Consider the following 21,850-nt stretch of genomic DNA (forward strand, 5'->3'; position numbering starts at 1 on the left):
AAAATACCAGACAGAGGAAACAAACCATTGATAATATATTTTTCAGCTTCATACTTGTATATATTTTATCGTTTAACTTTATCTTGTTGTGTTTTAATTTTATGACGTAGTTCTAATAGAACTATGTCCCCTTTTTACTTTGAAAATGAACCTTCTTTTTAATCTGTTTGTAAAAGTTTCACCCTTCACATCTTCGTAAAGCCCTATTTATCAGTGATCCAAAACCTGAGTCCTATTAGAACTATGTCCCCTTGTAGAGGTTTTTAACTTTACAATGCAAAAATAGACCAGATATCTAAGAGAGATAATAGGCACGACTTTCATCTTTAAGGGGTAAATGTGGCAATCATCCAAATTGAGAGAAATACCTCTCGAAACGATAGATTCACTATAATAGATATCTTTTTTTGTGGGGAATAAAAGAGAACTTGATGTATAAAGTATTGGTCATAAATAGTTCATGCTTTCTTTTACCGGCATCTTATCCTGTCAAGTTGTTATTGAAAACAAAAACAACTATCATACGTCTTTTTATCAAATTTGTCCGTCGCTTTCGGATAAATCCAAAGATGACAGACAAACCATGACAGCATGATAGAATAAAGGCTCATTTCCTGGCAGATTTGAAACATAAATAATGATTTATGGGTGAGCAAACAGACAAGGCAGCGTCTTGTGCCGCAGGTTCTCTTTTGCCGTCTGCTTCAGCAGACGGATAGATGATTGATACAATAGATGAAAGGGACTGAAGTCCACAGAGGAAGAGGCTTTGCCTCTAAATCTTTTAAACCGTCTGCTGAAGCAGACGGCAAAAGAGAGCCTACGGCACGCCATCCATATTATACACCGGTAAATCATCATTTACAGGTTCAAATCTTCTTAGATTATCCTCTAAATACCCCCTGGTTGTTTTATTTAATTAGGGTTCACACTATCCTGGAAACTCTGTAGATCAGCATGTTGCTGTGAACCCTGTGAATGCAAGATAAAAAAAGGCGGGATCGATCGATAGGATTGGATGATCGTAAACCGGTTTCACAGCCTTCACAGCCTTCACAACAAATCGCTGGCCATTAGCCTTTTACCGCCGTGAACCCTGTTTTTTAGTTTTGTCATATAAGTGATCTAATTGGTTCCTGTCCCATAAAATACAGGTTATAGGCTAAAAAATACAGCCTTTAGCCTGTCAGGGAAAAGCCTATAGGGTAGCAGCAAAAAGGTAGGCATCTATCCGGCAACCGATGCCTGTCTTTTCGGGAAGCGACAGGCATCAATAGGGGCAACTTCACATACTCATATCTTGGCAAATTTGAACCAATTTCAGGCACGGATTACACAGATTTCACGGTTTAAATATGTTTTGAAAAAAACTTCTTGCCGTGTAATCCGTGAAATCCGTGCCTAAAATATAGGTTCAGTTTTTCTTATATTAAAAGGGATTAAACCCCACATAGGAACCGGCAAAGCCGGAACAATCATCTATCCGTCTGCTGAAGCAGACGGCAAAAAAGAGGCTACGACATTAGGCACAGCTTTGTTTGTCGGCTCACATATAAATCAGCATTTACCGATTCCGCTTTGCTTGAAGCAATCTTTTTGTCATTTCTTACTTATTGTACGGTTTTCCAAAATACCCATTGGTCTGGATCGAAACAGTAGCGCATGAAATTTGATTTTATACCCCATATATTTCAAATTTCCTGCAAGGATAATATTTTTTAAGAAACAAGATATTTGGCAAGAGCCTGAATATTAACAAAATATGAATATCCGCCTTTTTGGGAGGGGTTCTTGTATTTTTTTTATCATATTATGTTACCTGTGTCGCCCTTACAGGGCTTAAAGAAGAGAGAGTTTGTCAAGTGCTATAAACACACCGATAATTTGTTGCGAAAACAAATAGCGATGATTATCAACGTTCCAAAACAGTCTACCAAACAGTCTGCCGGACAAGCAAACCGACGTCTCACCGGAACATATATCCTAACGACAACGTCACATTGTTTTGATACAGGGAAGATTCGCCTTCACGTTCTATGGCACGGCGATCCAACGTACCGCAAAGAGCCCCGACGGAAAAGAAATAACGACTGTAATCGACACGCAGGCCGACGCTAACGCCCAAGTCGAATGTTTTGAGGTCGGCTTCTTTGGTTTGGCCGAAATGGATATCCACATTCTGGTTTTCGGTCTTCATTTTCCCAAACAGGGAGAAATCGAGGGCGGGACCGGCATAAACGCCTAACTGGACATCATTAATATGAAATGTATAAGCCAGATTTACAGGAACCTGGATAGAGTAGTAACTGCATTTATTGAGAGAGTTCTTCGCCCCTTCCACCTGGAAGTTCGAAATGAAAGAACCGCCCTGGTTCACAAAAGCCAATTCCGGACGCAAAGATAAACCTTTATATAAAGGTATATCGGCAAGCCCCGCCAGACTGAAACCGAAACGGGCGCCGGCATTATACGTTCCTTCCACTTTTTGCACCAGAGAAGAATAAGCGCCACCAGCACGTACGCCGAAAGTAACCTGAGCGGCTGACGGCATAATCATCAACATTGCCAAAAAGGCGATAAATATAATTTTTCTCATATTGCTAATCTCTGAGTTATCAAAAGCAAAGATAGAATTTTTCAACCGGATTATAACTGCCGATAGAATAAATTTGTAAAATAACCCGTATCTTTATAGGCCGAAATAAAAAGATTAAGAATTGATATGGAACCGTTTATACATCTTCACGTACATACCCAGTATTCACTGCTGGACGGACAAGCATCGATCGACGCTTTGATTGACAAAGCGCAAAAGGATGGTATGCCGGCGATTGCCGTCACCGACCACGGTGTGATGTTCGGAATAAAAGAGTTCTTCAACAAGGTATCCAAGAAAAACGGCAAGCCGTTAGGAGCCATCAAGGATTATGAGAAAGAGCTGAAAGATCTGAAAAACAGAACGGAACTGACCGCCGACGAGCAGGCCCGCCTTGAAGAAATACCCGCAAAGATCGAAGAAGAAAAGAAAAAGATATTCAAACCGATCTTCGGTTGCGAGTGCTATTGCGCCCGTTACGGACGGCATAGCAAACTCGCTTCGCAGAACGACCGGAGCGGATGGCACTTGATCGTGTTGGCTAAGAACCTGAACGGATACAAGAACCTGATCAAGATGGTTTCCTTGTCCTGGACGGAAGGGTTTTACGGACGTCCGCGCATCGACAAGGAGTTGCTGGAAAAATATCACGAAGACCTGATCGTATGCTCCGCCTGCATCGGCGGGGAAATTCCGCAGCATATCCTGAACGGACGGATGGACAAGGCAGAAGAATCGGTCCTTTGGTTCAAGAACCTGTTCGGAGAAGATTACTATTTGGAAATACAGCGGCACGAGACACATGACCCGAACGCCGCGCAGGATGTGTACCCCCACCAGGTAACGGCAAACAAGGTGATCTTAGAACTGGCGCGTAAACACAATATCAAGGTGATCGCGACCAACGACGTCCACTTTGTCAACGCGGAAGATGCGGAAGCGCACGACCGCCTGATCTGCCTCAGTACGGGTAAAGACCTGGACGACCCGAAGCGCATGCGCTACACCAAACAGGAATGGATGAAGACGACGGCTGAGATGAATGCCATCTTTTCTGATATTCCTGAAGCCCTCAGCAACACGCTCGAAATAGCCGACAAGGTGGAATTTTACTCCATCGACCACGGCCCTATCATGCCGACCTTCGCCATCCCCGAAGATTTCGGGACGGAAGAAGGATATCGCCAGAAATTCACCGAACAGGATTTGTTCGACGAATTTACCCGCGATGAAAACGGGAACGTTGTCCTGAGCGAAGAGGCCGCACACGACAAAATAAAGAAATTAGGCGGTTACGAAAAACTGTACCGTATCAAACTGGAAGCCGACTATCTGAAAAAGATCACATACGATGGGGCAAAGATTTGTTACGGAGATGATCTGACCGACGAAGTCAAGGAACGGTTGAACTTCGAGTTGCATATCATGAAGACGATGGGTTTCCCCGGTTACTTCCTGATCGTGCAAGACTTTATCCGTGCCGCCCGCGAAGAATTAGGCGTTTCGGTCGGTCCCGGCCGTGGATCGGCTGCCGGTTCGGCTGTTGCCTACTGCCTGGGGATTACCAAGATCGACCCGATCAAATATGACTTGCTGTTCGAGCGTTTCCTGAATCCGGACCGTATCTCGCTCCCCGATATCGATACCGACTTCGACGATGACGGTCGCGGGGAAGTGCTTCGCTGGGTAACGGATAAATACGGCGCAGAGCGCGTGGCGCATATCATCACCTATGGCACGATGGCGACCAAATCGGCCATCAAGGATGTCGCACGCGTGCAGAAACTCCCGCTTTCCGAATCGAACCGCCTCGCAAAACTCGTCCCGGACAAGATACCGGATATGAAGAAGTTCAAGCTGAAGGATGCGATCAATTATGTGCCTGAACTGAAAGAGGCGGCTACCGGAAACGATCCGCTGGCACGCGACACCCTGAAATATGCGCAAATGCTGGAAGGCAATGTGCGCAACACGGGTGTGCATGCCTGCGGCGTCATCATCGGACGTTACGATATATCGGACGTCGTGCCTGTCAGCACGGCTAAGGACAAGGATACCGGTGAAGAGATGCTCGTCACCCAGTATGAAGGCTCGGTGATCGAAGAGACCGGTTTGATCAAGATGGACTTCTTAGGGCTGAAAACATTGTCGATTATCAAGGAAGCGATCGAAAACATCCGGTTGACGACCGGGCAGGAACTGGATATCGACCATATCAGCCTGGAAGATCCGGCGACCTACAAACTATATTGCGACGGAAAGACAACAGGTACATTCCAGTTTGAATCCGCCGGCATGCAGAAGTATCTGAAAGAACTGCAACCGTCCAAGTTCGAGGACTTGATCGCGATGAACGCCCTCTACCGTCCGGGGCCTATGGATTATATCCCTTCTTTTATCGCCCGTAAACAGGGAAAAGAGGAAATCAAGTACGATATTCCCGTTATGGAACGGTATCTGAAAGACACGTATGGCATCACCGTCTATCAGGAACAGGTCATGCTTTTGTCGCGTCTGTTGGCAAACTTCACCCGCGGCGAGAGTGACGCCCTCCGTAAGGCGATGGGAAAGAAGTTGATCGAGAAGATGAACCACCTGAAATCCAAATTCATGGCGGGTGGAAAGGCGAACGGCTACAAGGAGGAAACTTTGCAGAAGATATGGTCCGACTGGGAAAAATTCGCCTCATACGCCTTCAACAAGAGCCACGCGACCTGCTACTCATGGGTAGCTTACCAGACAGCATACCTGAAAGCGAACTACCCGTCCGAATATATGGCTGCCGTCCTGAGCCGAAGTTTGTCGAACATTGTGGATATCACAAAGTTCATGGACGAATGCAAAGCGATGGGTATTCAGGTGCTCGGTCCGGATGTGAACGAATCGATCCTGAAGTTCAGCGTAGACAAGGACAAGAACATCCGTTTCGGCCTGGGCGCCGTGAAGGGCGTCGGTGAAGCCGCCGTGCAAAATATCATTGAAGAACGGAGGAAGAACGGCCCGTACAAAGACATCTTTGATTTTGTGGAACGTGTCAACCTGACTGCCTGCAACAAGAAAAACATCGAATCGATGGCACTGGCCGGCGCTTTCGACAATTTCGGCATCCAGCGGGAACAGTTTTTTGCCGAAACCGGCAAAGGGGAATTATTCCTCGAAACGCTGGTTCGCTATGGCAATAAGTTCCAGACAGACAAGAACACGGCAACCAACTCCCTGTTCGGAGGAGATGCTTTTGTCGCCATCGCCAAACCGGAAATACCGAAATGCGAACGTTGGAGCGACCTCGAACGCCTGAATAAGGAAAAAGAGCTGGTCGGCATCTACCTGTCCGCCCATCCGTTGGACGAATACCGCATTATATTGACGTATGTATGCAATACCGGCATGGCGGAGATAAACGACAAGGAAAACCTGGTAGGGAAAGACTTGCTGTTCGGCGGTATCGTTACGGACTTCCGCGAAGGGATGACCAAGAAAGGGAACCCTTACGGCATTATCAAGATAGAAGATTTTACCGGTAGCGGCGAAATAGCGTTGTTCGGCAAAGATTACGTCGATTACAGCAAATTCGGTAAGCGAGGCATGTACCTGCTGATCAAGGCGCGTGTGGAAGACCGCTACAATTCAGGTCGTCTGAGCCTCTCTATCGGAGCCATCCAGTTGCTACAGGAAGAGAAGGACCGCCTGATCGAAAAGATCAGTATCACGGTCCCGATCCACGACCTTGACGAACCGACCGTAAACGAACTTTCGACCTTGATTAAAAACAATCCGGGCCAAAGTCTGTTATATTTCAAGGTGGTTGACGGCGAACACAATATCATACAGAATTTTTTCTCGCAGAACATACGGCTCAATGTCACACGCAACCTGGTCGAATTCTTGCAAACGAACGAGAATATGGATTTTAAAATTAACGGGTAGTATTTGTACGGTATAAAAGAATTTGTACTTTTGCACAAAATTGGAATATATAATTCATAATTAAAGATATGGCACTACAAATTACAGATGCGAATTTTGAAGAGTTGGTAAACTCTGGTAAGCCTATGGTCCTTGACTTCTGGGCTGAATGGTGTGGTCCTTGCCGCATGGTCGGCCCGATCATCGACGAACTGGCTACCGAATATGAAGGCCGCGTTACAATCGGCAAAATGGATGTAGACAACAACAACGACGTGGTTGCACAGTTTGGCATCCGCAATATCCCGACCGTTCTTTTCTTCAAAGACGGCAAGGTAGTGGACAAACAGGTCGGCGCTGCTCCTAAAACTACATTCGTATCTAAAATCGAAGCTCTTTTATAATTTAATAGCACGAAGCATTTCGCGCTTTCCAGGGGGGCCGGGTATTCTTTCGACAGAATATCCGGCTTCTTTCATCATACGCCGGACAGCGCCTTTCGCACAATAGGTCGTCAAAACCCCGCCTCCGGTCGTACGGGCATACAACCGGTCGAAGATATTCCGGTTCCACATCTCCGGCTGCTTATCGGGTGCGAACGCATCGAAATAGACCAGGTCGATCCGGTCCGGCAAATCGCAGGTATTACTGTCTCCTTGTATTTTATGCAGTTCAAAGAATTCCGTAACCGGAACCGAAACATCCCATTCCGCCTGATGCAGGGCCTGGAAAACATCTTTCCGCCCGGTGCAAATCATTTCCCCGTAATTCAGGCTCCCGATTACATCTGCATCCAACGGGTAGAGTTCAACCGAATAGTAATGTATTTTCCGTTGATGCGCCTCGGCATCCAACAAAGTCAGAAAGGCATTGAGCCCGGTCCCGAAGCCTATTTCCAGAACGGTGATTTCCTTCCGTTCCAGTTGGTGCAGCCCGGCTTCGATAAAGACATGGCGCGATTCCTGCACGGCGCCGTTCACGGAATGGTAGTGCTCGTCCATTTCGGGGATAAAGAGCGTATGGCTTCCATCCGCCGTCAGCTGCAATTCCCGTTTGATATGATTCGTTGCGTTCTGCATATATTTCTATAATATGCCTGCAAAGGTAAGTTTTTAATCCCGGTTTTTATATATCTTTGTAATCATAACAAGAATCGAGGATGGCCAAAAAATATATCTTTCTTTTGCTCTTGCTGTTTACGGGTTTACAAATGATGCAGGCCCAACAAACATATTCCATAAAAGGTATCGTAAAAGATGCCGCCAACGGCGAACCGGTAAGTTTTGCCAATGTCGTCATCTGGAATACGATAGAAGGGACTGTCACTGATTCGACCGGCCAATTCGAGATTACCGGAGTCGCTCCCGGAAGCTATCGCCTGCAAGCCTCCTTCATCGGTTATAAGCCAACGGTTACGGCAGAATTCAGAGTTTCCAACAAGGATATGTTTTTTCCTATCGAACTGGAAGAAAGCAGCGAAAGCCTGCAGGAGGTAAGCATCGTCGCCTCGCCTTTCCGCAAGACGGCAGAAAGTCCGCTCGGACTGCGCGTGATCGGGTTCAAAGAGATCGAGAAAAGTGCCGGTGGGAATCGGGACATATCACGGGTCGTACAATCTTTTCCGGGTGTGGCGTCTACGGCTGCTTTTCGCAACGACCTGATGGTCAGAGGTGGTGGGCCGTCTGAAAACCGTTTCTTTCTCGATGGCGTAGAAATACCGAACATCAACCACTTTTCCACGCAGGGGGCTTCCGGCGGTCCTGTCGGGATCATTAACCCGGACTTCATACGCGAAGTCGATTTCTATTCTGCCGCCTATCCTGCCGCACGCGGGAACGCTCTTAGCTCGGTTCTTGATTTCAAGCTACAGGACGGGAACAAGGAGAAGTTTTCGTTACGAGGTGTGATCGGAGCCTCGGATATCGGTTTTTCAGCAAACGGACCGGCAGGTAAGAAAACGACTTATCAGGTGTCCGTCCGCCGTTCATACCTGCAATTCTTGTTCGATATGATCGGACTGCCTTTCCTGCCGACCTTTACAGACGCACAGTTCAAGGTGAAACACACATTCAACCGGAAAAACGAACTGACGGTTTTAGGGCTGGGAGCTATCGACGACATGAAACTCAACACGGGCATGGAAGACATGAGTGAAAAGAACCAGTATATCTTAGCCTATCTGCCGGTGGTCAAGCAAAAGACATACACGTTGGGAGCGGTTTACAAACATTACTCCGGCAAAAACATTTATTCGCTGATCGCCAGCCGGAGCCAGTTAAACAACCGGAATATCAAATACAGGGATAATGACGAAAGCTCGGAAGAGAACCTGACTCTCAATTACCGTTCGGACGAAATCGAAAACAAGCTGCGCAGTGAAAACATATTCCGCTTTCCTTTCTTCCGGCTGAATGTCGGCGGGAACCTCGAATATGCGACCTACACCAACCGCACATACCAGAAGCAGTTCACCACAATCCCCAAAGTGATCAACTATCAGACGGATCTCGGACTTTTGAAATGGGGGCTTTATGCCACTGCCATATATGAAAGCGACAACGAGCGTTTCACCGCTTCTTTAGGTGTGCGGACGGATGCCAACGACTATTCGTCGGAGATGAACAACCTCCTGGACCAGCTCTCCCCCCGCCTCTCCCTTTCCTACCGTTTGTTTGGAGCGGTCTATCTGAACGGGAACATCGGCAGATATTACGAATTGCCTCCTTATACGGTTCTCGGATTCAAAGACAACCAGGGCAACTATCTGAATAAAGACAACCGCTTGACTTATATCAGGAGCGACCAGGCGGGGCTCGGACTGGAATACCGCCCTTCTTCTTATCTGAAATTCTCGGCAGAAGGGTTTTACAAGAAATATGACCAGTATCCGATGTCATTGGTCGACAGCATTCCACTTGCCTCTAAGGGTACGGACTACGGGGTTTTAGGAAACGAAGCGGTCAACTCGACTGCTACCGGAAGAGCATACGGCCTCGAACTAACCGGACGATGGTATAATTATAAAGGACTGACTTTTATCGCCTCCTACACCTACGTCCGGAGCGAGTTCAAGGACGGACGCGGGAGCGGAAAATACATCCCGTCAGCTTGGGACAACCGCCATCTCTTCACATTCAGCGGAACCTATGCGCTACCTAAGAACTGGGATATCGGGGCTAAACTAAGAGTCGTAGGCGGTGCGCCTTATACCCCTTACGACGTTGAAAAAAGTAGCTTGGTCGAAGCCTGGGATGCCAGCGGCAGCCTTTATTATGACTACAGCCGCTTCAACAGCGAACGGCTAAAACCTTTCACGCAACTGGATATCCGGATAGACAAGACCTTCTATCTGAAAAAATTCATGTTGGGAGCTTATATTGACTTACAGAATATTCTGAATTCCAAATATAAAGAGCAGGACGTGTATATCAAAACAGGCAACATCCTAAATCCTGAAGCCCCTGTCGATCAACAGCGCTACGAGTTAAAGCCCGTGGAACGGCGTACCGGGACTTTATTACCCAGTATAGGAATCATGATTGAATATTAGAAATGTACTGATTTATGCGAAGTTATATCAAATAATTTCTATTTTTGCAGGCAGGATTCAAAAAGGGATTAATTTTGGAACTTTAGAATAAAAGTCATTTAATGAGTAGGTCATCCGTTTACAACTTAAAGCATACATGGCTATTCTTTTTCACAGTCATTTGCTTGCTCTTCACATGTCAAGTCCATGCTGATGAAAACAATCCTATCCTCATAATCAGTTCTTACAATCCCGACACACGCAACACGACTCAAAACATTTCCGAGTTCATGGAAGAGTACAAGATGCAGGGAGGAAGCTCGCCTGTCGTCATCGAGAACATGAACTGCAAGAGCCTGCCCGAAGCTCCCTTCTGGAAGGAAAGAATGCGGAATTTACTGAATAAATACCAGGGAGAAAACAGCCCTGCCCTGATCGTTATTCTCGGACAGGAAGGATGGGCCTCTTACCTTTCCCAAGATGACAGCATAATCCGCGATATCCCGATACTTTGCGGCATGGTCAGCCGGAATGCGGTCTTATTGCCGGACAACAATATCGACCTTACCGAATGGGAACCTGAAAGCATTGACATTAATGATCTGAAAAACAAAGAAAGGAATCTGGCGGGATTTGTCTATAATTATGATATCAAGGCCAATATAGAACTGGTTCGCAAGTTATATCCGAGCACCAAGCATTTTGCCCTGATAACAGACAACAGTTATGGCGGTGTTTCCCTCCAGGCTTTGGTAAAAAAAGAAATCAAGAAAATAGACGGGATTGACTTTATCCCTCTGGACGGGCGAAAGAATGACATCTATAACATCATTGAGGAAATTAAGCGCCTGCCTCCACAAACCGCCCTCCTCCTGGGAACCTGGCGTGTAGACGTGAACGACGGATATTATGTCGGGAACGCGACTTACACCATGATGCTGGCTAACCCCGCAGTTCCTACTTTCTCGCTGACATCCATCGGATTGGGGCATTGGGCGATCGGAGGCTACATCCCGAAATACCGCTCCATAGGAAAAGACCTGGCGAGCCAGGCAATCTATCTTTTAAAGGAACACCCTGCCAAGCTCGGCACGGAAACAATCCCGAACGTGTACACATTCGATGCCAAAAAACTGAAAGAACGAGGAATTACGACAAAAGAACTGCCCCCGCATTCCGTATTGATCAATACGGAAGTAGGATTATTCGTGCAATATAAATTTGAGATCCTGTTGCTGGCAGCAATCGTTTTATTGCTATTTCTTATCATGATGTTTTACTTCTACCTGCGTACCAACAAGTTGAAGAATAAATTACTGGTCCTGATCGACAAGCAGAAAGAAGACGAAATCGAACTGAGAAAAGCCAAAGACAAAGCGGAGGAATCAGACCGCTTGAAATCGGCTTTCCTGGCCAACATGAGCCATGAAATCCGTACGCCCCTGAATGCAATTGTCGGCTTCTCCAACCTGCTGACAATAGCCGAGAGCGAAGAAGAGCGGGATGAGTATATCAATATCATCAGCAGCAACAACGAATTGCTCCTTCAGTTAATCAACGATATTCTGGACGTTGCCAAGATAGAAGCCGGCACATTGGAGTTTATCGACTCTGAAATAGATATCAATGCCCTATTATCCGATATCGAACAGTCTTCCCGCCTGAAAGCTCCCGAAGGGGTACAGGTTTCTTTTGTCGAGAAAATGCCTTATTGCATCATCATGTCAGACAAGAACCGCCTGGTACAAGTCGTGACGAACTTCATCAACAACGCTATAAAGTTCACAAAGGAAGGAAGCATCCGGTTCGGTTACCGGCACAAAGACGGCAAATTGTTATTCTATGTCAGTGATACCGGCTGTGGCATCGAACCGGAAAAGAAAGATCTCGTGTTCAACCGTTTCGTAAAGCTGAACAGTTTCGCACAAGGTACGGGTCTGGGACTTGCCATTTGCCAGATGATCGTCAAAAAGTTGGATGGCGAGATCGGTGTGGAATCCGAATTGGGGGAAGGTTCGACTTTCTGGTTTACCTTGCCGGACTCTGTCATCCAAAACAGAAACGTCCGACCGGAAAAATCAACGACAGACGAAGAGGTCGCGATCGACAGCCCGAATCCGAAAAAGGCGACGTTGCTGATCGCTGAAGACAACGAAAGCAATTATATACTGATCCGTGCCGTTTTGAAAGATTACAACTTATTGCATGCCCATGACGGGAACGAAGCTGTCCGGCTCTATCGCGAACACCATCCGGATCTCATCCTGATGGATCTTAAGATGCCGGACATGGACGGATATGAAGCGACTGCCGAGATCAGAAAAGAAGATTCCGATATCCCTATTATTGCCGTAACGGCTTTCGCTTTTGCAGAAGATGAACAACGGGTGAAACAAAGCGGCTTCAACGGATATGCGGCTAAGCCGATCAAACCGGCAGAGTTGAAAAAGATCATCACCCAATATCTTTCTTCTACAATACGCGGGTCTGGGGAAATTGCAAAGTGAAAGTCGCCCCCTTCTCTTCTTCCGAAATAACGGAAATACTGCCGCCATGCCGGTTCATGATCTGCCGGCAAACACTCAGGCCGATTCCCGAACCGCCCTGTTTGGTCGTAAAAAACGGTACAAATATTTTATCCATTGCTTCCGGCACAATGCCGTATCCGTTGTCTGATACCGTAATAACCGGAACTCCTTCACGCCTGAACGCATTCACCCGGACTTCGGGATAAGGACGTTCCCGGCATGCCTCGGCAGCATTTTTCAACAGGTTTATCAACACCTGTTCAATCATGGCCCGATCTGCATAAATACGCAGGTCTGCCGGACGGACTGAGAAAGAGAACGAAACAGCACCGGCAGGATATAGCCCCCTTAAATCGTCAAAAAGAGAGGAGACCGGAAACAACTGCTGTGTCGGAGCCGGAATACGGGTCAGCTTCCGGTAATTCTCGACAAAGTCCAATAGGCCTTTACTCCGGCGGTGTATCGTTTGCATGGCTTGCAACATAATGCTGTAATCCCGTTCGTTCAATCCGTTGGAGGTCGCCCGTTCCGTCACCGTCTCCGACAGGGAAATAATAGGGGCGATAGAATTCATGATCTCATGTGTCAGGACACGGATCAGCTTCTGCCAGGCATCTGTCTCCGCCTCGGCCACCACCACATTGTAGAGGCGGGTCCGAAAAGCGGAAAGCGCTTCATTCATGGCACGTGTCAGGCTGGCCTCCGGTCCGTCTGTCGAAGGTACAGGGAAAGACAGGTTCATATCCCCGTAGTGGATATTGGCTATCAGATGCTCCATCCTCTGAAGCATTTTCCGCTGATCCTGATAAAGGGAAAAAGCGATTCCCAGCAAGATCATAAAACACATGACAGACGTAAAATACAAACCTTTCAAAAGCAGAAAGGCAATTGAAAGGGATAACACGACCAGTAATCCGATCTTCAGGAAAAGGACATATCGTTTCATAGGCCCAGCTTATCCAGTTTCCGGTACAAGGCAAAACGGGTGATTCCCAATAGTTCGGCTGCACGGGTGATATTCCCGTCCGCCCGGCGAAGGGCACGTTCGATCGCTTCCTTTTCGAGAACGCTCAGGTTCAGTTCGTCCGGCTCCCCTTTCTTTTGGACATGCGCAGGATGCAGCATAAAGTTTTCAGGTTTCAGCATAGAGCCATCAGAAAGAATCACGGCACGCTCGATCGCATGTTGCAGTTCGCGGACGTTACCCGGCCACGCATAGCTTTGCAACTTCGTTTTCGCATCCCGGGTAAGCCCCCCTATCTTCTTCTTATACTTGCGGGCATAACGGTTCAGAAAATGGTCGGCCAAGAGCAGGATGTCATTTCCCCGTTCACGGAGTGGAGGGATATGCAGTTCGATCGTATTGATCCGGTACAACAAATCCTGCCGGAAAGTTCCTTCCTGGACCATCGCGTGGATATCCATATTCGTGGCAGAGACCAGCCGCACATCGATCGGCACGGAACGGGTAGCCCCCAAACGGAGAATCTGCCTTTTCTCGATAGCAGTCAATAACTTCGCCTGCATCGGCAAGCTCAAATTACCGATTTCATCTAAGAACAGGGTTCCGCCCGAAGCCACTTCCATACGTCCGGGTTTATCGCGCCGGGCATCCGTGAAAGCTCCTTTTTCATATCCGAACAGTTCGCTTTCAAACAGTTGTTCCGGAATACTCCCTAAATCGATACTGACAAAAACCTGGCTGCTACGGGGCGAATGATGATAGAGTGCGCGTGCAATCAGATCCTTTCCGGTCCCGTTTTCTCCTAAAACCAGAATATTGGCATCCGTATCTTTCAGCTTGGCAATCGTGGCAAACAGTTCCTGCATGGCATCGCTCTCACCGATAATCTCAAAACCGGTATCTTCAGTGTTTCCCAGTACCTCGACCCGCTGCTTCAACGTATTGACTTCCGTACGGCTTTCACGCAATTTCAAGGCAGCCGAGAGGGTAGCGAGCAGTTTCTCTTTTTCCCAGGGTTTCGGAATAAAATCGGTGGCTCCCGCTTTTATGGCACGCACGGCTTTTTCCGTGTCTGCATAGGCCGTAATAAAAAGAACCACGGCATCGGGATCAGCAGCCTTTATCTTTTCGAGCCAGAAGAACCCTTCCTGTCCGCTGATCGCATCCCGCCGGAAATTCATATCCAACAAAATAACATCCGGCACGAATGTCGACATAAAATGTTCGATCCGTTCCGGCTGCGTCGTCACCTTTATCTGTTCCACATAAGGTTCAAGCAACAGGTTCAACGCGAAGAGGACATCTTCATTATCATCTATAATCAATATTTTCCCGTTCTTCATATTTCTGATATTATTCTATCTCTTGTAAAAAATCATCCTTGACGTGACAAAGATATGTATTATAAATATGGAATGTATGTGCGATACTGCACATAATTTGTGCGGAATAACACCTTTTTTTCATACATTTACAGGCAAATACAACATAAACCATTTAAAATTATTACTACGATGAAAACATTCCGGCTATTTATCTCCGCCCTTGTCGGCATGGCAGCTCTTACAGGTTGCCAACCTGCGGTTAAAACAAACAATGCTTGCAACGGTACATGTACCTGTCCGGTGACAGAAGAAGAAGTCCCGATCGCTTTGTTGACAGACACTCCTGCAATCACCGCTCCTCCTGCCGAACTCAAACTCGATCCCTTCTATAAGAAATATATGAATGTGAACGGCATTCATGTCGTCAGCTCCTGGCGTGTCCCCGACTCCTGCTTTTACGCTGCTTATATCAGCATTAAGGCTTTGACAGACGTACTTCCACGCGAGGTCATGAAATCACTGACCGACCGGCAGACCCGCATCGGCATCATGGCGCGTTACGAAGGGACGACGGATATTCCCGAACATGCTTTCCTGGCAAAAGACACGACACTAAACTGGGACGTACGTGCCCGTGGCTTAGGAGGCGATGCCGAACATCCGTTCTCGACTTGCGCCGAAGAGAATATCCTCGCCTACCAGATCGACAAATATCATGCGGAAGATATCCTGATCCACGAGTTCGCCCATACCATACACGGAGCCGGCATTCTCCCGATTCATCCTGAGTTCAACGACGAATTACAAGCTTCTTTGGATGCAGCCGTAGCCAAAGGCCGCTGGAAAAATGTCTACGCCGCAACAAACGTCTGGGAATATTGGGCGGAAGGAGTCCAGAACTGGTTTAACGTGAACGCTGAGGTCAATACGGATGATGGCGACGGCAAACATAATAAGATTAACACCCGCGAGGAACTGAAAGCATACGATCCGGGACTCTATGCTATTCTTGCCCGCTACTTCCCGGAAGTAAAGGAACAGGTCAGCCGGCATAAAAAAGTCAACCTGTATAACTGGAATGAATAATACAAAAGAATAAGAGGCTGTGTGAAAATGACTCAGCAGCCTCTTATTCTTACCGTACTTCCGACATTCCCTCTTACCTGCGACTTTATTCCTGTATCTCAGCCTTGCAGGGAAGCCAAGCCCAGAACGTCGAGCCTGATCCAGCCGTGGAATTAACCCCGATCTCACCATGCTGGGCGTCTATGATCGCTTTACAAATAGCCAACCCCAACCCGGTCCCTTGTTTGAACTCGTCTACTTTATAGAAACGGTCAAATACGAGAGGACACTTTTCTTCGGGAATACCGACTCCCGTGTCACTACAGTAGATGCGGATTCCTCGATCTACATATATATAGCCGATCTGTATGCAACCTTTCTTGGTGAATTTTATCGCGTTGGTCACAAAATTGGATAGGATTTGCTGAATCCGTTTCTCATCCAGCTCGATGTAGCAGCTCTTGTAAGGACTGTCAAGCTTGAACTCGACGTTTTCCGAACGGGTCCTTTGGTTTAATGAGCGATACAACATCTGCATGGAGGTAACCAGGTCGAAGCGTTGCTTGCAAAATTCGATTATTCCGGATTCGATCTTCGAGAGGTCCAGCACGTCGCTGATCAACCGGAGCAGCAACTCGTTGTTAGTGGCGATGATTGCGTTGAACTTCTGCTTTTCGCTCTCTTCCGTCTCGGCCGCCAGTAGTTCCGAGAAGCCGACAATCGCATTCAGAGGCGTACGGATCTCATGACTCATGTTGGCAAGAAAGGCAGACTTCAGTTTATTAGATTCCTCCGCCTTGTTTTTGGCAGACTCCAACTCTTGCATCAACAAGCGGCGCTCGGTAATGTTCTGTATGTAGCCAACCGCTTTGTCGGCGTCGTCTCCCGTATTCACCACGACAAGATTGATCTCGTAATAATCAGAGAAAAGCCCCTTCTTGCCATACCGCACCTCGTCATGGATGTTCACACACTCACCGGAGCGGACCTTCTTCAACGCATCTGACAGGCGGATAGTATCATCAGGGTGTAAAATGTGCAGGAGCTGGTTCAACTGAATACAACTTTGCTGTTTGTCAAACATCGGAGTCTCATGCTCCATGATGGAGGAGGTGATGTAAACCCTGTCTGTCTGCATATCCCACAACACGGGCACGATATGCCCGGCCTGCAAGATCATGTTCAGCAAGACATTCTTATTACGCAGTTCCTCTGTCTTGATTAGCTTCGTGTTGTTTTGCCTGAGTCCGACAAATTTCAACACGTTACCCGACTTGTCAACCTCTAACGGGCTACCCGAAACGGAGCAAAACTGCCATTCCGTATCGGCAGGGGTTTGGAGGCGGAAGTTGAACTGGATCGACTGGTTGAAACCATTACGCAACGCCTGTAGCGCCTCTGACATATTCGTGGAGAAATCGTCAGGATGTATGTATTTCTTGAAATCGGCCATTGATAGTTTGACAGCGGGGTCATACCCGTTCAGCGGCTCGTTATAGGAGGTAAAGAGCGCGGTCTCCACATCATATTCCCACAAGATAATATCGGAGGCTTTTAAAGCCAGATCGTTCATTTTCTTGCTTTTTGCCAACAAGGCTTGATATTGGTGCTGTTCCGTGACGTCTTTTTGCGACCCCATGATCGAAACGATTCTACCATCCATCTCCTCGCCTATCATGTTGCTCTCGTAATATCGATAAGTGCCCTCAATGTCGTCCACTTTGAAACGGAAGACCATAGAGACCCTTTTCTTCCGTTTGGCCACGATATCTTCCAAGGCCGTGACCAAAGAACCGCGATCGTCCGGATGGAGTATCTTCAGGGTCTCTTCAAGACTCAGGCCAGTTCCAGCAAGAGCCTTTCCCTGTATGGTATCGAACATACGTGAATCCACCTTATAGCTCCATGCTGCCACACCACCAGCAGCCAGTGCCGTGTTCAATTCCTGACGGCTTTGAGATAGCTGTTCATTGAGGAAACTCAGCTCCCGGTTAGTCTGTACCTGTTCTGTCACGTCACGCTGCGTACCGGCAAGGCGTGTCACGATCCCGTCCTTATTTTTTATCGCGATAAAATCCACTTCATAGTATCGATAAGGGTTTCCCTTTTGCTTTTGCATCCTGTAGACACCATGATGCACTTCGCTTACACCGGAAAGCAAGTCATCGACATACCGTCTATAATCAGCCAGTTCTTCCTCGTGCACAAAAGCGATAGCCTCATCCATCCTGATATTTGAAGGCTTAAATGAACCCTGGTACAGATAATAAAACTTACGGGTTTCCACCTCGTAATAAGCGATGAATAACCGGGTGGCCTTCACGGCCATGGTGAGGGCTGTTTGTACGGTTTCCAGATGTGCTTTGGCTTTTTCCACTTCCCGGTGGTGGTTATAGAGGTCGGTCACATCGGAATTCACGAAGATGAAGTTCTCGATCTTCCCGTCTTTGCCACGCAGGATGCGGCTTCGTCCTTCGATGACTTTCTTACCGCTATGGATAGTTTGGAAATAACCGACAGTCTTGATCTTCTCAAAATCGAACTCAGCAGTCAGATCCACGTCTTTTCCGGCTCTAATTTGCATTTTGACAGACTCGTCCAGAGCCGGATTGTCATAGAAACAAAGAGACCTTTCTTCCGTTTTTTTTCTTGCAGGCACTCCGAATATCTCCATGTCCCGATCGTTGATGTAAATCAGCATCCCGTCTTTATCATAGATCTCCACACCGGCGGGAAGTGCTTTCAGTACAGCATGATACTGCTGGCTTAGCTGCTCATATTTACCCAACACGGACTGCAAGTTTTGGTTCACCCGGACACTTTTCCGGAGGGCGAGGCGCACTTGCCGTCGCAACAACTGAATGAATGATCCGGCGACAAGCAGTAGCAGGAGGACGCAAGCAAAGACAATATACCAGTTAGTGTAGTCAGCCTTCGAAGGTTGGTAGATACCGAACCACTTGTCGTACAACTTATCGTAAATCCCATTCGCCTTCAGCTTGGCGATCGAAGTGTTTATCCGATGGATCAGCGTCTGGTTGCTTTTCTGGGTAGCGAAACAATATTCGTTCGGTTCCATATTGACGGGACGTATCTCCAGGTTCGATAATCGGCCACAGGTGATGATATGCTGTGCCAACTCTCTTCCACAAACAGCCACATCGCCACCGCCGTTAGCCAGAATCCGCAAGGCATCGTCCATATTGTCGTAAAACAACAGTGTATCGCAACTAATCCCCATGTCGTTCAGCAAATCCTCAGTAAGTGCACCTTCCTGAAAAAGCACTTTCTTGCCATTTAGCCCGTCCAATGTCCGTATCGTGGAATTTTTGCGGCAGATGATGCTGTGGTAAATGAAACTATGGGTAAGGGAAAACTCGTAAATTGTGTCTCGCTTGTCACTATAGGTCAGTCCTGTCAGCAGGTCTGCTTCTCCGATATTCAGTTCGTTCAAGGCGTTAAGGAAATGTGTCAGTCTTACTTCATATTCCAAATTTTGATCTTTCATGACTTCTTCCAATAGGTCTATGATAAAACCATCTGGCTGACCTTGAGCATTTAAAAACTCATAGGGAGGGAAAAGCCAATCTCCCACGACAATTATCTTATCTTGCTTTTCAAGGTGTGTTTGTTGGGCTACTACACCGATGGCGGATGTGACCGAAAGCATGAACATGACCCAAGCGATCAAAAGTTTGTTTCTCATAAAAATTTTAAATTAAAAAACCGATGATGTCCTCACATGGAGTGAGTGTTTGATATCCCTTATAAATAATCCTTAAAAATATTTCGCAAGAAGGAGGATGCACCATTGTGGCACATCCTCGACTTCTGCAAAACACATAAAAAAATAAACCCAAAAACATCTTTTACCCCTTTTATTACTCTATTTACAACTCTCCGGGCCGTTCTTCTTCTCCTCCCGGTTTATCATCGACCGGGATATTGCTTCCAGGCTTTACACTCGGCTTCATTCCTGCCTTACGCCGCAAAAGTGTTTCGCCGAACTGAAGTAACAATGCGTTTACGCGATCGATTATATCTTCCAATTCCTGTTCTTTGTCAGCATCCTGCTCGACCAATAAATTCACCATAAAAAGAGAATTGACCGCTTTTGCAACCATACGGAAACCAGTATCGACTTTCGGACGAATCTCGCGCAAGTTATCCGCGACAGAGCGAATCAACTTGGCATCCGAGCGTGTATTATAGATCACATTGCATTCGTTATTGAGCGTTTCCAACAAAGTCAGCAGCTCGTCAAGTCCAAGCTCCGTAACGGCCGACTTCAAATCGTCACGGCGGATTTCCTGGAGGAAGTTCGCAACCATCGCGATATTTTCGGCAATCGGTTTCGAATTTGCACCCCGGAACGGTTTCAAGACAAAGGCCAATTTCACGCCAGCTTCACGTTTAGCCGACACTGGCCACCCTGCGAACGCATCAATCGTCTGGCGCACCATCGTAAACACACGGTCGCGTTCGGCGTCCTTCTGGTTAACCAGTCTCGTGTCTTCATAGGCACGGCTTTGCAAATAGGCGGTATCTTCGGCCTTGAACAGTGAGGCATATTCCTCGCGAATTTTGCAGAAACAATATTTTTCAGCAAATTCAGGAGTGATAATAGCCAAAATCCCGGCATGCAGCAGGTAATGTTCGGCGTTACGGCTCGCACCAAAATGTGCTTCAATGATTTCTTTCATCTTTTTCTAAGATTTAAAGATTAATATAAATAAACCCTCCATCTCTATAGGAAGTGTCTCAAAACATGCTTTATTTTCATACTGCAAACTTGTCCTTGTGGGTTTTCCTGTTATCGACAAGTGTCGCAAAAGCCATTTTTCCTTTCGGAAAACAGCGACGGCCGTCGCAAGTGACATTTTGCCAAATCCTATCTGCCGACGCCCGTCACAAAGGTTCAAACCATCCGCCCCGCCTATGTGACGGCAGTCGCAAGAAACCTTTTGCCATTTTCCTTCCATCGACAGCCGTTGCATGGATGAAACCGCCTTTTCTCGTTTACATGACGGTCGTTGCAATGATTTTTTTTGACATTCCATCCGTTTTTAAATGTATATAGAGTTTCTGTATTCAGTCGGAGACATCCCTGCATATTTCCGAAAAAAACGGCTCAGTAAAGACTGATTCGGAAATTTCGTACGAGAGACTACCTCTTTAATATCAAGACTACAATTCCGGAGTAAAGCTTTTATCTCAAGAATCATATATTCCACAATCCAACTTTTGGCTGACCTCCCTGTCAAGGAATAAACAACCATCGTCAAATATTTGGGAGATACATTCAATTTATCGGCATAAAAAGTGACCTCGCTATTTTTTTGGTAATGCTCTAAAACCAAACAGAAAAAGTCATATACCAACTTTTCCTTATGCGAATATTTAGTTTTCTGAGCTTCCGGGTTCTCCTTATATGAGACATAGAGCTCCCAATAAAAGATTCGGAGGACTTGCAATATATTCTCCCTTCTAAAATCTTCTGTCGGAACCGGACGGTTCGCCCTTGTGATAAGGAAGTTACAATAACGCTGGAAACTCTCGGCTTCTTCATCCGTAACATGATAGACCGCGTGGTTTCGCATATAAAAGAAAAAATCAGGAGTCATCCTCCATAATACGCTTAGGGTTTCTTGAAACATGAGCTCCGAAATCTTAAAATATCTCATGCTGAAATCGCTGCTTGCCTCGGTTACAGAAACCAATTGATTCGGCAGAATAACAATAATATTATTTCTTGCGACTTTCATCTTGAACGAGAATATATTCAACACGGCAGTTCCACACAAACAAATTCCCCCTAGAGGGTGTGTCAAAACCGTCGCATCCTCTTTTTTTATGCGCAAAGTCCGAACTTTCCCAAGCTCGGACTTTGTTATTACCCAAAGTTTATGTAACTTTCGGCATAAGATTTTTTGTTAT

At 46.7% G+C, this 21,850-nt stretch carries 12 protein-coding genes; 5 read left to right on the forward strand and 7 right to left on the reverse strand.

Going from position 1 to position 21,850, the window contains the following annotated elements; all coding sequences use genetic code 11:
• Positions 1–1,966 precede the first annotated feature (1,966 nt).
• Positions 1,967–2,596, reverse strand: a complete 630-nt coding sequence (locus H8S65_RS19115) for a porin family protein (protein ID WP_186931426.1) — start codon at positions 2,594–2,596, stop codon at positions 1,967–1,969.
• A gap of 126 nt (positions 2,597–2,722) precedes the next feature.
• On the opposite strand from H8S65_RS19115, the gene dnaE reads away from it, so the two are divergent.
• A complete protein-coding gene (gene dnaE, locus H8S65_RS19120) occupies positions 2,723–6,523 on the forward strand; it encodes a DNA polymerase III subunit alpha (RefSeq protein ID WP_186931427.1) in 3,801 nt (1,266 codons plus the stop codon).
• Between the two features lie 68 nt (positions 6,524–6,591).
• A complete protein-coding gene (gene trxA, locus H8S65_RS19125) occupies positions 6,592–6,906 on the forward strand; it encodes a thioredoxin (RefSeq protein WP_005637649.1) in 315 nt (104 codons plus the stop codon).
• On the opposite strand, the gene mnmC2 is transcribed toward trxA, so the two are convergent.
• Positions 6,901–7,581: a tRNA (5-methylaminomethyl-2-thiouridine)(34)-methyltransferase MnmC2 gene (mnmC2, locus tag H8S65_RS19130; RefSeq protein WP_186931428.1), complete on the reverse strand. Its 681-nt coding sequence runs from the start codon at positions 7,579–7,581 to the stop codon at positions 6,901–6,903. The two genes, trxA and mnmC2, sit on opposite strands and share 6 nt — an antisense overlap.
• Positions 7,582–7,661: 80 nt before the next feature.
• On the opposite strand from mnmC2, the gene H8S65_RS19135 reads away from it, so the two are divergent.
• On the forward strand, positions 7,662–10,052 hold the full coding sequence (locus tag H8S65_RS19135; protein WP_186931429.1) for a TonB-dependent receptor: 2,391 nt from the start codon (positions 7,662–7,664) through the stop codon (positions 10,050–10,052).
• 101 nt (positions 10,053–10,153) lie between these two features.
• Complete coding sequence (locus H8S65_RS19140; protein WP_186931430.1) at positions 10,154–12,538, forward strand: ATP-binding protein; 2,385 nt, start codon at positions 10,154–10,156, stop codon at positions 12,536–12,538.
• On the opposite strand, the gene H8S65_RS19145 is transcribed toward H8S65_RS19140, so the two are convergent.
• A complete protein-coding gene (locus tag H8S65_RS19145) occupies positions 12,504–13,505 on the reverse strand; it encodes a sensor histidine kinase (protein ID WP_186931431.1) in 1,002 nt (333 codons plus the stop codon). The two genes, H8S65_RS19140 and H8S65_RS19145, sit on opposite strands and share 35 nt — an antisense overlap.
• A complete protein-coding gene (locus H8S65_RS19150; protein WP_186931432.1) occupies positions 13,502–14,866 on the reverse strand; it encodes a sigma-54-dependent transcriptional regulator in 1,365 nt (454 codons plus the stop codon). Before H8S65_RS19150 ends, H8S65_RS19145 begins: the two co-directional genes overlap by 4 nt.
• Before the next feature lie 171 nt (positions 14,867–15,037).
• On the opposite strand from H8S65_RS19150, the gene H8S65_RS19155 reads away from it, so the two are divergent.
• On the forward strand, positions 15,038–15,934 hold the full coding sequence (locus H8S65_RS19155) for a hypothetical protein (RefSeq protein ID WP_186931433.1): 897 nt from the start codon (positions 15,038–15,040) through the stop codon (positions 15,932–15,934).
• A gap of 85 nt (positions 15,935–16,019) precedes the next feature.
• Here the strand turns inward: H8S65_RS19155 and H8S65_RS19160 are convergent, their stop codons facing one another.
• From H8S65_RS19160 to H8S65_RS21350, 3 genes are all read right to left on the reverse strand, one after another.
• Positions 16,020–19,619 carry an ATP-binding protein gene (locus H8S65_RS19160; RefSeq protein ID WP_186931434.1) on the reverse strand — a complete coding sequence of 1,200 codons (3,600 nt, stop codon included), beginning with the start codon at positions 19,617–19,619 and terminating at the stop codon, positions 16,020–16,022.
• A gap of 184 nt (positions 19,620–19,803) precedes the next feature.
• Positions 19,804–20,616, reverse strand: coding sequence for a DUF6261 family protein (locus H8S65_RS19165; RefSeq protein WP_186931435.1), 813 nt, complete (start codon positions 20,614–20,616; stop codon positions 19,804–19,806).
• Positions 20,617–20,979: 363 nt separating this feature from the next.
• On the reverse strand, positions 20,980–21,678 hold the full coding sequence (locus tag H8S65_RS21350; protein WP_366498197.1) for a helix-turn-helix domain-containing protein: 699 nt from the start codon (positions 21,676–21,678) through the stop codon (positions 20,980–20,982).
• Between the last annotated feature and the right edge of the window lie 172 nt (positions 21,679–21,850).

It is taken from the genome of Parabacteroides hominis, assembly GCF_014287585.1.
GTDB lineage: Bacteria > Bacteroidota > Bacteroidia > Bacteroidales > Tannerellaceae > Parabacteroides > Parabacteroides hominis.